Origin of the sequence: Paenibacillus whitsoniae, assembly GCF_003955665.1 — a bacterium.
Lineage (GTDB): Bacteria > Bacillota > Bacilli > Paenibacillales > NBRC-103111 > Paenibacillus_E > Paenibacillus_E whitsoniae.
This window is the reverse complement of record NZ_RXHU01000026.1, coordinates 33,095-45,223: the sequence shown is the minus strand read 5'-3', so window position 1 is coordinate 45,223 and position 12,129 is coordinate 33,095. Positions and strand designations below refer to the sequence as shown.

Here is a 12,129-nt window from a genome sequence, read left to right as displayed (position 1 = left end):
TAGCCGAGCTCCCACCTACGTTTGCCTATAAGCGCCCCAGTCTCACCTCACCAGTTACGGAAAACAAGCTAGTCTTTAGTCGAGCTCCCACCTACATCTGCCTATAAGTGCCCCAGTCTCGCCCCACCAGTTACGGAAAACAAGCTAGTCTTCATTCGAGCGAGCCCTACGTTTGCCACAAGCACCTCAGTTCCACCTCACTAGCCTGCCTGAGTCAGCCTCCTAGTGTCATCTCAACTGGAATTTCTCCAGCTCATTTCCGTTCAAAACGGCCGATTCGCACTCTGAGCTGGAAAAGCTCCAGTTCATTTGGGGCATTTTCTCGATTTTGAGGTTTTCAGCGTGGATGACATGGAGAAATTCCAGTTCATGCCTCAATTTTCGCAGTAGAGCTCATGATGAGCTGGAGGAATTCCAGTTCATCCTACCCTGAGCTACGGGGATAACGATCAAAAGGCGTCAGAATCAGCATCCCGCCCCCGAACAGCAGCGTTTATGCGAATTTGAACAGCACTTTCCCCTGAGCTTGTCGAAAAATATTACACTTGAGATCAGCTGTGCGGCCGACCGGTTTCAAGGAATTGACCGAGCATTTCAGCTCCACTTCCCCGACGTCTGGATGACGCCTCCGATTCGATCTTCGCAAGGCGAAGGAAATCCGAAAAGCAGCTCCAAAAAGCGAACTATCTAAAACAAATGTCAAAAAAACGTTCGTTTTTTCAAATTGACACGGCACGTTAGTTGGTAGTACACTAGGTAGGCGGGAAATCAAGCCGCAACAATTGAAAATGTCGAAACCACTCGTATAAAATCAGGGATAAGGCCTGAAAGTTTCTACCCAAAAACCATGAATTTTTGGACTACGAGGAAACGAATGATGAACCATTGGAAGCGATATGGTCTTTTTGCATTCGGTTCTTTTGCTGTCCAGCGGATAGAATCAAAGATTCTAACTCTGGGCATTTTTTATTTTAAAAACGTGAAAGTAGGTTTGAGATGACTGTACGTGTTGGCGTCATAATGGGAAGCCAGTCGGATTGGGAAACGATGAAGCACGCATGCGATATGCTCGAGGAGCTTGGCGTAGCGTACGAGAAGAAGGTTGTCTCCGCGCATCGTACGCCGGATCTTATGTTCGAGTACGCGGAATCTGCAATTGAACGCGGGCTGCAAGTCATTATTGCCGGAGCAGGCGGGGCGGCGCATTTACCAGGGATGGTAGCAGCCAAAACCGAGCTACCGGTTATTGGTGTTCCGGTCAAAACGTCCACGCTGAACGGCATGGATTCCTTGTTGTCGATCGTGCAAATGCCAGGCGGTATTCCCGTGGCAACGGTGGCAATCGGCCACGCGGGCGCGACGAACGCGGGCCTTTTGGCCGCGCAAATTCTTGGCGCTTTCGATCCGGAGCTGCAAGCGAAGGTGAAAGCACGTCGCGAGCGCATCAAGCAAACGGTGCTGGAAAGCAGTGACAACCTATGAGCACATCCGCTGCGCAAGATGGCAAAGTGATTCTCCCCGGCGGCACGATCGGCGTGCTCGGCGGCGGCCAGCTTGGCCGCATGCTGGCGCTGGCCGGCCGCAACATGGGCTACCGCTTCGTGACGCTGGATCCGACGCCGGATGCGCCTACCGGTCAGGTGGCGGATGAGCAGATCGAAGCGGGCTACGACGATGTCGACGCCGCGCGCAGGCTTGCGGCTTTATCGGACGTGATCACCTACGAGTTCGAGAACGTAGATGCGCACGTCACCAACATCCTGATGGAGGAGTCTTACGTTCCACAGGGCAGTCAGCTTTTATATACAACGCAGCATCGGCTGCGCGAGAAACGGGCCATTGAAGCCGCGGGCGTGCCGGTAGCGCCGTACGCAGAAATCCGCAGCGAAGCCGAGCTTCGCGAGGCGGCCGAACTCTTTGGCATCCCATGCGTGCTCAAGACGGCGATGGGCGGCTACGACGGCAAAGGCCAGTGGGTGCTTCGCTCGCTGGACGAAGTGCCGGAAGCGTATGCCACGCTGAGCAAGGCGAAGACGGAATTGGTGCTGGAGCAGTTCATTCATTTTGACAAGGAACTGTCGGTCATTGCAGCGAGAAGCCCGCGCGGTGAGGTCAAGGCGTTCCCGGCGGCGGAGAACATCCACGTGCATAACATTTTGCACGAGTCGATCGTGCCGGCGCGCATCGAGGTGGCGATCCAGAAGGAAGCCGAGGAGCTGGCGATGAAGATCGCCGCATCGCTCGGCGTCATCGGATTGATCGCGGTGGAGTTATTTTTAACCAAGGACGGCCAGCTTTATGTGAACGAGCTTGCGCCGCGTCCGCACAACTCCGGTCATTACACGATGGAAGCGTGCCGCACCTCACAGTTCGAGCAGCATGTGCGCGCCATTTGCAATTTGCCGCTGGGCTCGACGAAGCTGCTGTCGCCGGTTGTGATGGTGAACTTGCTAGGCGAGCACATTGCGCCGTTAACCGAGAAACTGGCTGAGCCGGGCTTCCTCGAAGACGAGCAATTGGGCGTAAGCGCGAAAGTGCATCTGTACGGCAAAAAAGAAGCAAAAGAGAAGCGCAAAATGGGTCATATCAACCTTTTGACCGACGACGTAGAGAAGGCGCTCACTTGGATAGAACAGACAGGCATTTGGGGAAAGTAAAGACAAAGAAATAATTGGAGGAACGAGAAACCATGATCGATCGTTATACACGCCCGGAAATGGCACGCATTTGGACGGAAGAGAACAAATTCAAGGCATGGCTGGAAGTGGAGATTCTCTCCTGTGAAGCTTGGTCTGAGCTGGGAGTAATCCCGAAAGAGGACGTGAAGGTGCTTCGCGAGAAAGCAGACTTCAATATCGACCGGATCTATGAAATCGAGCAAGAGACACGCCATGACGTCATCGCGTTCACGCGCGCGGTATCCGAAACGCTCGGACCTGAGCGCAAATGGGTGCACTATGGTTTGACGTCCACGGACGTTGTCGATACGGCGCTCGGCTACCTGCTGAGACAAGCCAACGAAATCCTGGACAAAGACATCCAAAACTTCATCGAAATTCTTCGCAATAAAGCGATTGAACATAAAAACACAGCCATGATGGGCAGAACGCACGGTGTACACGCAGAGCCGACAACATTCGGTCTGAAAATGGCCCTCTGGTATGAAGAAATGAAACGCAACCTGGAGCGCTTCCGACTAGCTGCTGACGGTGTGCAATACGGCAAAATCTCCGGCGCTGTCGGTACATATGCGAACATCGATCCGTTCGTTGAGCAGTATGTCTGCGGCAAGCTCGGCACGAAAGCGGCTCCGATCTCGACGCAAACGCTGCAGCGTGACCGTCACGCTGAGTACATGGCGACACTTGCACTCGTTGCGACATCCCTGGACAAATTCGCGACCGAAATTCGCGCCCTGCAAAAGAGTGAGTTCCGCGAGGTTGAAGAGCCTTTTGCAAAAGGTCAAAAAGGTTCCTCCGCGATGCCGCACAAGCGCAACCCGATCGGTTGCGAAAGCATCTCCGGCTTGGCGCGCGTCATCCGCGGCCACATGATTTCCGCGTACGAGAACGTGACGCTGTGGCATGAGCGCGACATTTCGCACTCCTCCGTAGAGCGCATCATTTTGCCTGACGCTACGCAGCTGCTCAACTACATGCTGAACCGTCTGGGCAACATCATCAAGAACTTGACCGTGTTCCCTGAGAACATGAAGCGCAACATGCGCAGCACGTACGATGTGCCGTTCTCCGGCCGCGTCATGACGAAGCTGATCGACAAAGGTTTTGCTCGCGAGCAAGCTTACGACACCGTACAGCCTAGAGCGATGCAAGCGTGGGAAGAGCAGCGTTCGTTCCGCGAAATCGTGGAAAACACACCAGCGATTACGGAAGCGCTGAGCCCGGCTGAGATCGCGGATTGCTTCGATCCAAGCTGGCACTTGAAGCATGTGGAAACGATTTTCGACCGTTTAGGCTTGAACGGTTAAACGATACATTTTAATCATGGGAGGGGTGTCCTCGTGGCAGGCAGCATTTTGAATACAGCCGAAGAAATGATCAACGCGCCTCTGGTGCACAAGGGGAAAGTGCGGGAGTTGTACGATCTTGGCGAGAATTTCCTGATCGTGGTCACGGATCGGATTTCTGCTTTCGATTATATTTTGAAGCCGGGCGTGCCGGACAAAGGCTACGTGCTGAACGCGCTGAGCAAGTACTGGTTCGACGTGACAAGCGGCTATATGCCGAATCACATCGTCCATACGGATGTGGAACTGCTGAAGTCGATCATTCCGAGTGCGGCGGATCGCGAGCTTTTGAAAGAACGGATTATCGTAGCGAAAAAAGCGGAGCGGATCTCGATCGAGTGCGTGGTGCGCGGCTACATTACCGGCAACGGCTGGAGACAGTACGAGAAAACGGGCGAAATCAACGGCAAAAAGCTGCCGGAAGGCTTGCGGAAGAACCAGCGTCTGGCAGATCCGATTTTCACGCCTGCGGCGAAAAATGACGTCGGTCACGACGAGGACATCTCCGTGGAACAAATGGTGGAGCTGATCGGCGAAGAGCTGACGTACACGCTGCAGGAGCGCAGCATCATGCTGTACACGCTGGCGCACTCCATCTGTGAGCAAAAAGGCATTATTTTAGCGGATACAAAGTTTGAATTTGGCATTTATAATGGCGAACTTATTATTATTGATGAAATTTTCACACCGGATTCCTCGCGCTACTGGGCGCAAGACAATTATGCCCTGGACATCGAGATCGATTCCATGGACAAAGAGCCTGTCCGCACATACCTGGCGAATTCCGGCTGGGACAAGAACAGCGAGCCTGATCCGCTGCCGGCTTCCGTCGTTGAAGAGACGTCGAATCGTTATAAAGAAATTTTGCACCGTTTGGTGGATTAAATAACTTTAAAAAGCCTAAGGAGAGATTCTCACATGAAAGCAACGGTTTATGTCACGATCAAGCAAAACGTTTTGGATGTACAAGGAACAGCGGTGCAAGGCGCCCTTCACTCCATGGGCTTTGAAGAAGTCGGCAAAGTGCGTATCGGCAAATACCTTGAGCTTGAGCTCGGGAACGTAGATAAAGCAGAAGCGGAAACACGCGTCAAAGCAATGTGCGAAAAGCTGCTGGCGAACACGGTTATCGAAGACTACCGCTACGAATTGGCGTAATCGGTCACGAAGTGCGAAGCTAGGTCGTGACTGAATACTCAGAAGGAAGCAGATTTGGCCGAATTTTCGTTCCATGCAAGGAACTTTTGTGAAGGTGTACCGGGGGTACGTCAAGCAAAAGTGACGCAGCAGGGGGCGAAAAGGCGGTGAAAGATGCCCCTGAGCGGGTGTTCAGTCACGGCCAGCATACTGAAGAGGTTGAGGGAGGAAAAAGTCATGAATTTCGCGGTTCTTGTTTTTCCGGGATCGAATTGCGACATCGATTTATATAAAGCCATCGAAGACACGATCGGTCAGCCAGTTGATTATGTGTGGCATACGGAAGACGATTTGTCCAAATACGATTGCATTCTTGTGCCGGGCGGTTTCTCCTACGGGGACTACCTGCGCTGCGGGGCGATTGCCCAATTTACGAACGTGATGAAATCCGTTGTGAAAGCGGCGGAAGAAGGCAAGTACATCCTGGGCATCTGCAACGGGTTCCAAGTGCTGACGGAAGCTCGTCTGCTGCCAGGCGCTTTGCTGCGCAACAACGGCATGAAATTCCGCTGCCACCAGGCGCTTTTGAAAGTGGAGAACAACACAACGGCGTTTACGCGCGACTACGCGGAAGGCGAACTGATCTCCATTCCGATCGCGCACGGCGAAGGCAACTACTACTGTGACGAAGCAACACTGAAAGAATTGCAAGAAAACAATCAAATCGTGTTCCGTTACGAAGCGGGCAACAACCCGAACGGATCACTGGATGATATCGCGGGTATTTGCAACAAAGCAGGGAACGTTGTAGGCATGATGCCTCACCCTGAGCGTGCGGTTCATGAAATTTTGGGCTCCGCCGACGGCAAAAAAATGTTTACATCGATCTTGAGCGCTTGGAGGGAAAAACATGACGCAGCAGCTATCCGCTAAGGAACCGACAGCCGAACAAATTCTGGAGCAGAAAATTTACAAGCAAATGGGCGTTACCGACGAAGAGTATGCCAAAATTTGCGGCTTCCTGGGACGTAATCCGAACTATGTGGAGATCGGCGTATTTAGCGTCATGTGGTCTGAGCACTGTTCTTATAAAAACTCCAAACCTGTTCTTCGCAAATTCCCAGTGACAGGACCTCGCGTTCTGATGGGGCCAGGCGAAGGCGCGGGCATCGTCGACATCGGCGATAACCAAGCGGTTGTTTTCAAAATCGAAAGCCATAACCATCCATCTGCGATCGAACCTTACCAAGGCGCGGCAACAGGCGTGGGCGGTATTATTCGTGATATTTTCTCCATGGGCGCGCGCCCTGTGGCACTCCTCAACTCCTTGCGTTTTGGCAAGCTGCAAAATGACCGCGTAAAATACCTGTTCGAGCACGTTGTATCTGGTATCGCAGGTTATGGGAACTGTATCGGGATCCCGACGGTTGGCGGCGAAGTCATGTTCGACGAGAGCTACGAAGGCAACCCGCTTGTTAACGCGATGTGCGTAGGTTTGATCGATCACGATAAAATCCAACGCGGCGTAGCAAAAGGCGTAGGCAACCCTGTGTTCTACGTAGGTCCGGCAACTGGCCGTGACGGTATTCACGGTGCGACATTCGCATCCGAGGAATTGACAGCGGAATCCGAAGCGAAACGTCCGGCGGTACAAGTCGGCGATCCGTTCATGGAGAAGCTGGTGCTTGAAGCTTGTTTGGAACTCATTAATTCCGGTATCGTACTCGGGATTCAAGATATGGGCGCAGCGGGACTCACTTGTTCCTCCGCCGAAATGGCAAGTAAAGCAGGTAACGGCATGGAGCTGTACCTGGATGAAGTACCGCAGCGTGAAGAAGGCATGACGGCTTATGAAATGATGCTGTCCGAGTCCCAAGAGCGTATGCTGTTCGTTGTTGAGCCGAAGCATGAGGCGCAAGCGAAAGGCATTTTCGAGCGTTGGGGTCTGCACTGCGCGAAAGTCGGTAAAGTAACGGACGATGGTTACCTCAAATTGATCCACCACGGCGAAGTTGTCGGCAACATGCCAGTTGGCGCGCTCGTTGACGAGTGCCCCGTGTACAACAAGCCAAGCAAAGTGCCGGCTTACTACGAAGCAGGCGCAGCGGTTGATACGACTCGTTACGAGGAAGTTGTCAAGTTGACGGATGCACTGAAATCCGTATTGGCTTCCCCGACAGTCGCAAGCAAAGAGTGGGTTTACAACCAATACGATTATATGGTTCGTACGGAAACTGCGGTGCGCCCGGGCTCTGACGCAGCGGTCGTGACGATTCGCGGCACGCGCAAAGGCCTTGCGATGACAACAGACTGTAACGGACGTTACGTTTACCTAGATCCGGAAGTGGGCGGCCGTATCGCCGTATCCGAAGCAGCGCGCAACATCGTGTGCTCCGGTGCAGAACCGCTGGCGGTAACGGACAACCTGAATTTCGGTTCCCCGGATAAGCCGGAAATTTTCTGGCAGCTGGAAAAAGCGACAGACGGCATGGCGGAAGCTTGCCGCTTCCTGGATACGCCGGTTATCGGCGGTAACGTATCTTTGTACAACGAAAATGCGAAGGGCGCGATCTACCCGACGCCGGTTATCGGGATGGTTGGTCTGGTCCACGATACCGATCACATCACAACGCAAGAATTCAAAAAAGAAGGCGACATCATCATCCTGCTCGGCGAAACGAAAGCGGAGCTGGGCGGTTCCGAATTCCAATACGTCGTACACGGCGTAACGGAAGGACGTCCTCCGGTGCTTGATTTGGCCGTTGAGAAGCGCCTGCAAAATACCGTTCTGAAAGCAATCCAAGAAGGTCTCGTAGCTTCAGCGCATGACTTGTCCGAAGGTGGTTTGGCTGTTGCGCTTGCAGAGAGCTGCATCGGCAGCAAGCTAGGTGCGGAAGTGAACTTTACTTCCGAGCTTCGTCCTGACTTCGCATTGTTCAGCGAATCCCAATCCCGTATCCTGCTCAGCGCATCGCCGGATAAAGCGGACGCGCTCAAGCACTGGATCGCATCGCAAGGCGTGCCTTACCAAGAGATCGGTACCGTTGTTTCCCATGATCTGCTTACGATTAAAGTCAATAACGAACAGCGTCTCCAGTCTCCGGTTAGTGAGCTGGCACAAGTCTGGAAGGAAGCGATCCCATGTCTAATGGCGTGAGAACCGTCGCAACGCCGTCATCCGGTCTAGAAGTGGGCAAGCTGCCTGCAGCTCCTGTAGCGGAGCTGGAAGGCAAAGCCCATGAGCTTTGGACAGGTGAGTATTATAACGAAGGTGTCGCCGGTCAAGGCGGCATGTTTGATAAATTGAATGAAGAGTGCGGAGTGTTCGGGGTATATGGTCATCCCGACGCTTCCCAGCTCTGCTATTACGGTCTGCACGCCCTGCAGCATCGTGGTCAGGAGAGCGCCGGCATCTGCACCGTGGAGGACGGCAAGTTCAACTACTACCGCGGCATGGGTCTCGCCAAGGAAGTGTTTACGAACGACAATTTGGAGCCGCTGGTCGGCTCCACGGCGATTGCGCACGTGCGTTACTCGACAGCGGGGGAAAGCAAGCTGGCGAATGCGCAGCCGCTCGTGTTCAAATACCGGGAGGGCGATCTGGCGATCGCGACGAACGGCAATCTGGACAACGCGAACATCATTAAGCGTGAGCTGGAGCGTAAGGGCTCGATTTTTCAGACGACGAGCGATACGGAAGTCATGGCGCATCTGATTGCGCGATCTGAACACGATGACATCGTGGATGCGGTCAAAGATGCCATGAACCAAGTCATCGGCGGCTTCGCGTTCCTGATCGTCACGAAGGATAAGCTGATCGCGGCGCTGGACCCGAACGGACTGCGTCCGTTCATGATCGGTCGCCTTGGCGATGCGTATCTGTTCGCGTCCGAGTCCTGCGCGTTCGACGCGGTCGGCGCAACGTACATGCGTGACGTGCAGCCGGGCGAGATCATCGTGCTGGACCGCGACGGCTTCCGCTCGGAGCGTTTTACGGAAGAGGGCAGACGCGCGATCTGCGCGATGGAGTACATCTATTTTGCCCGTCCGGACAGCGACATCGACACGATCAACATCCACTCCGCGCGCAAACGCATGGGCAAACGCCTCGCGATGGAAGCGTTCGTGGATGCGGACGTCGTCACCGGCGTGCCGGACTCGAGTATTTCGGCGGCGATCGGCTTTGCCGAGCAGACGGGGATTCCTTACGAGCTCGGGCTGATCAAGAACCGTTACACGGGCCGGACGTTCATCATCCCAAGCCAGGAGCTGCGGGAGCAAGGGGTTAAAATGAAGCTGAGCGCCGTGCGCAAAGTCGTCGAAGGCAAACGCGTCGTCATGATCGACGACTCGATCGTTCGCGGTACGACGTCGCTGCGCATCGTGAACCTACTGCGCGAAGCGGGCGCTACCGAAGTGCATGTGCGCATTTCGTCGCCGCCGTTCATGAACCCGTGCTACTACGGGATCGATACGCCGGACCGCAAAGAGCTGATTGCCGCGATGAACTCCATTGAAGAGATTCGGAAGGCGATCAATGCCGATTCTTTGCACTTTTTGACGCGGGAAGGGCTGCTGGATTCGATCGGTCAAGGCGCTTCCGGTGCGAAAAGCGGTTACTGTACGGCCTGCTTTGATAATGAGTACCCGACGGAAATCGTGGATACGACGAAGGTTGGCTGTGCTTGCGATTAATATAACTTTGGGAAGGCGGTTGGGTTCGGCGTCATGGCTGGCCGGCCCCTTTCTACATACATTTAAGGAGTGATTTCTCAGTGTCGGATGCTTACAAAAAAGCCGGTGTCGATATCGCCGCGGGGAACGAAGCGGTAGAACGGATGAAAAAACACGTCAAACGGACATTTCGTCCTGAAGTTTTAACGGACCTCGGAGGCTTCGGCGGGCTTTTCGGCCTGAACAAAGACAAGTACGAGGAGCCTGTGCTCGTGTCGGGAACAGATGGGGTAGGCACCAAGCTGAAAATCGCTTTTGCGATGGATAAGCATGATACGATCGGTATCGACGCGGTGGCGATGTGTGTGAACGATATTATCGTTCAAGGCGCGGAGCCGTTGTTCTTCCTGGACTACCTGGCTTGCGACAAAGTCGTGCCGGAGAAGATCGAAGCGATTATCAAAGGCATCGCTGACGGCTGCGCTGAGTCCGGCTGTTCGCTCATCGGTGGTGAAACGGCGGAAATGCCTGGCATGTATGCGGAAGGGGAGTATGACATTGCCGGGTTTACCGTAGGGATCGTTGACAAGAAAAAAATCATCGACGGCTCTACGATCCGTCCGGGCGACGTGGTGCTCGGTCTGGCTTCGAGCGGTGTGCACAGCAACGGGTTCTCGCTTGTGCGCAAGCTTTTGCTTGAGGATAACGGCTATACGCTGCAAGGCCATGTGGACGAACTGGGCGACAAGCTGGGCAACGTGCTGCTGGAGCCGACTAGATTGTACGTGAAACCTGTGCTGGGCATGCTGGACAGCGTGGCGATTAAAGGCATGGCGCACATTACAGGCGGCGGCTTCCTGGAAAATATTCCACGCGTCCTGCCGGATAACGTGAATGTTCAAATTCAATACGGCTCCTGGCCGATTTTGCCGATCTTCTCCTTGATGCAGCGTGTCGGAAACATCTCCAACAACGATATGTTCCGTACATTCAACATGGGCATCGGCATGGTGATTGTCGTTGCGGCGGATGATGCCGAGAAGGCGATTGCCGCTGCGGAGGCGCAAGGCGAGAAAGTGTACCGCCTTGGCGTTGTAACCGAAGGTGAACGTGTGGTCACGTTCCAAGGAGCTGAAGTGTAATGCAGCCGTATCGGATCGCCGTTTTTGCTTCGGGCTCGGGCTCGAATTTTCAGGCGATCGTGGATCAGGTGCAGAAGGGGAAGCTTGATGTGCGCATCGAGCTTCTTGTCTGTGATCGCCCGAAGGCGTACGTCGTCGAACGGGCGAAGGCCGCGGGGGTGCCTGTGTTCACGTTTAGCCCGAAGGAGTACGAGAGCCGCGAAGCCTATGAGACGATCATTCTGGAAGAGCTGCGCGTTCGCGGAATCGATCTCATCGTGATGGCCGGGTACATGCGGATCATTACAAGCGTGCTCGTTGAGCCTTACTACGGACGTATGATTAACATTCATCCGTCTTTGCTGCCTTCGTTCCCCGGCGTGCGTGCCATCGAACAAGCCGTGGAGTACGGCGTGAAACAGACCGGCGTAACCGTGCACTACGTGGATGGAGGGCTGGACTCTGGCCCGATCATCGCGCAGCGCGCGGTCGAAATCCACGAGCACGAGACGGTTGAGTCGCTCACGGATCGCATCCACGCGGCGGAGCACGTGCTGCTGCCGCAGGTGATTCGCTGGCTCAGCGAGGATCGCGTGAGTCTGGATGGGCGCAGGGTGACGGTGCGGTTGTAGGGGGAACACCCCAATAACCGCACCCGTTGGCTGTACGTTGGAGCGGACCTGCGAAAGCTTGAAATTCGTTGACCCAGGCGCTATGGGAAGCTGCAGAAAGTGCGTTCTGCTGGCCCAGGCGCTATGGGAAGCTGCAGAAACTGTGTTCTGCTATCCCAGGCGCTATGGGAAAGTGCAAAAACTGCGTTCTTCTGGCCCAGGCGTTACGCAAACCTGCAAAAACTACATCAAATTTGGGTGATTTGACGTTTTGGGGCTTGTTTACCTGCATTTTGTACAGGTAATTTCCTGGTTTTACCCCCGAAACGGCTGTTTTTGGCGGTCAGGGCGAAAAATTACTGTACTTTTTGCAGGATATTACGTTGAATCCGGCGATTTGGCCAGATTTGATGTACAAAATGCAGGATGGTCGGGCGAAACGGACGGCTGAAGGCTTAATAGTCTGATGCGGTGCGGAAGTTGTGAGTGGATACGGGTTTGGGAGTAGCTGGTTTTTGGGTACGTTGAAGGCTGGTTAGTCTGGTGCGGATAGGCGCAT

At 54.2% G+C, this 12,129-nt stretch carries 10 protein-coding genes and 1 riboswitch; all 10 genes read left to right on the top strand.

Going from position 1 to position 12,129, the window contains the following annotated elements:
- Nucleotides 1-781: 781 nt before the first annotated feature.
- Nucleotides 782-883: riboswitch (purine riboswitch) on the top strand.
- Nucleotides 884-996: 113 nt separating this feature from the next.
- The 10 genes from purE to purN all read left to right on the top strand — a co-directional run bounded on the left by purE (nucleotide 997) and on the right by purN (nucleotide 11,591).
- Nucleotides 997-1,482: a 5-(carboxyamino)imidazole ribonucleotide mutase gene (gene purE / locus EJQ19_RS10395; RefSeq protein WP_126141148.1), complete on the top strand. Its 486-nt coding sequence runs from the start codon at nucleotides 997-999 to the stop codon at nucleotides 1,480-1,482.
- On the top strand, nucleotides 1,479-2,657 hold the full coding sequence (gene purK / locus EJQ19_RS10390) for a 5-(carboxyamino)imidazole ribonucleotide synthase (RefSeq protein WP_126141147.1): 1,179 nt from the start codon (nucleotides 1,479-1,481) through the stop codon (nucleotides 2,655-2,657). Before purE ends, purK begins: the two co-directional genes overlap by 4 nt.
- Nucleotides 2,658-2,689: 32 nt before the next feature.
- A complete protein-coding gene (purB, locus tag EJQ19_RS10385) occupies nucleotides 2,690-3,988 on the top strand; it encodes an adenylosuccinate lyase (RefSeq protein WP_126141146.1) in 1,299 nt (432 codons plus the stop codon).
- 66 nt (nucleotides 3,989-4,054) lie between these two features.
- A complete protein-coding gene (locus EJQ19_RS10380; RefSeq protein ID WP_126141152.1) occupies nucleotides 4,055-4,912 on the top strand; it encodes a phosphoribosylaminoimidazolesuccinocarboxamide synthase in 858 nt (285 codons plus the stop codon).
- A 33-nt stretch (nucleotides 4,913-4,945) separates the two neighbouring features.
- Nucleotides 4,946-5,185 carry a phosphoribosylformylglycinamidine synthase subunit PurS gene (purS, locus tag EJQ19_RS10375; RefSeq protein ID WP_126141145.1) on the top strand — a complete coding sequence of 80 codons (240 nt, stop codon included), beginning with the start codon at nucleotides 4,946-4,948 and terminating at the stop codon, nucleotides 5,183-5,185.
- 216 nt (nucleotides 5,186-5,401) lie between these two features.
- Entirely contained in the window at nucleotides 5,402-6,097 is a 696-nt protein-coding gene (purQ, locus tag EJQ19_RS10370; protein WP_126141144.1) for a phosphoribosylformylglycinamidine synthase subunit PurQ, read from the top strand.
- Nucleotides 6,075-8,321, top strand: a complete 2,247-nt coding sequence (purL, locus tag EJQ19_RS10365) for a phosphoribosylformylglycinamidine synthase subunit PurL (protein WP_126141143.1) — start codon at nucleotides 6,075-6,077, stop codon at nucleotides 8,319-8,321. Before purQ ends, purL begins: the two co-directional genes overlap by 23 nt.
- 134 nt (nucleotides 8,322-8,455) lie before the next feature.
- Nucleotides 8,456-9,859 carry an amidophosphoribosyltransferase gene (gene purF / locus EJQ19_RS10360; RefSeq protein WP_420901670.1) on the top strand — a complete coding sequence of 468 codons (1,404 nt, stop codon included), beginning with the start codon at nucleotides 8,456-8,458 and terminating at the stop codon, nucleotides 9,857-9,859.
- A gap of 80 nt (nucleotides 9,860-9,939) precedes the next feature.
- Complete coding sequence (gene purM / locus EJQ19_RS10355; RefSeq protein ID WP_126141141.1) at nucleotides 9,940-10,980, top strand: phosphoribosylformylglycinamidine cyclo-ligase; 1,041 nt, start codon at nucleotides 9,940-9,942, stop codon at nucleotides 10,978-10,980.
- On the top strand, nucleotides 10,980-11,591 hold the full coding sequence (purN, locus tag EJQ19_RS10350; RefSeq protein WP_126141140.1) for a phosphoribosylglycinamide formyltransferase: 612 nt from the start codon (nucleotides 10,980-10,982) through the stop codon (nucleotides 11,589-11,591). Before purM ends, purN begins: the two co-directional genes overlap by 1 nt.
- The last annotated feature ends 538 nt before the right edge of the window (nucleotides 11,592-12,129 follow it).

Excerpts from the sequence above, each read along its gene's own strand:
- purB (WP_126141146.1), top strand. The coding sequence starts at position 2,690 with ATGATCGATCGTTATACACGCCCGGAAATGGCACGCATTTGGACGGAA.
- purN (WP_126141140.1), top strand. The coding sequence starts at position 10,980 with ATGCAGCCGTATCGGATCGCCGTTTTTGCTTCGGGCTCGGGCTCGAAT.
- purS (WP_126141145.1), top strand. The coding sequence starts at position 4,946 with ATGAAAGCAACGGTTTATGTCACGATCAAGCAAAACGTTTTGGATGTA.
- purQ (WP_126141144.1), top strand. The coding sequence starts at position 5,402 with ATGAATTTCGCGGTTCTTGTTTTTCCGGGATCGAATTGCGACATCGAT.
- purF (WP_420901670.1), top strand. The coding sequence starts at position 8,456 with ATGTTTGATAAATTGAATGAAGAGTGCGGAGTGTTCGGGGTATATGGT.
- purL (WP_126141143.1), top strand. The coding sequence starts at position 6,075 with ATGACGCAGCAGCTATCCGCTAAGGAACCGACAGCCGAACAAATTCTG.
- EJQ19_RS10380 (WP_126141152.1), top strand. The coding sequence starts at position 4,055 with ATGATCAACGCGCCTCTGGTGCACAAGGGGAAAGTGCGGGAGTTGTAC.
- purK (WP_126141147.1), top strand. The coding sequence starts at position 1,479 with ATGAGCACATCCGCTGCGCAAGATGGCAAAGTGATTCTCCCCGGCGGC.
- purE (WP_126141148.1), top strand. The coding sequence starts at position 997 with ATGACTGTACGTGTTGGCGTCATAATGGGAAGCCAGTCGGATTGGGAA.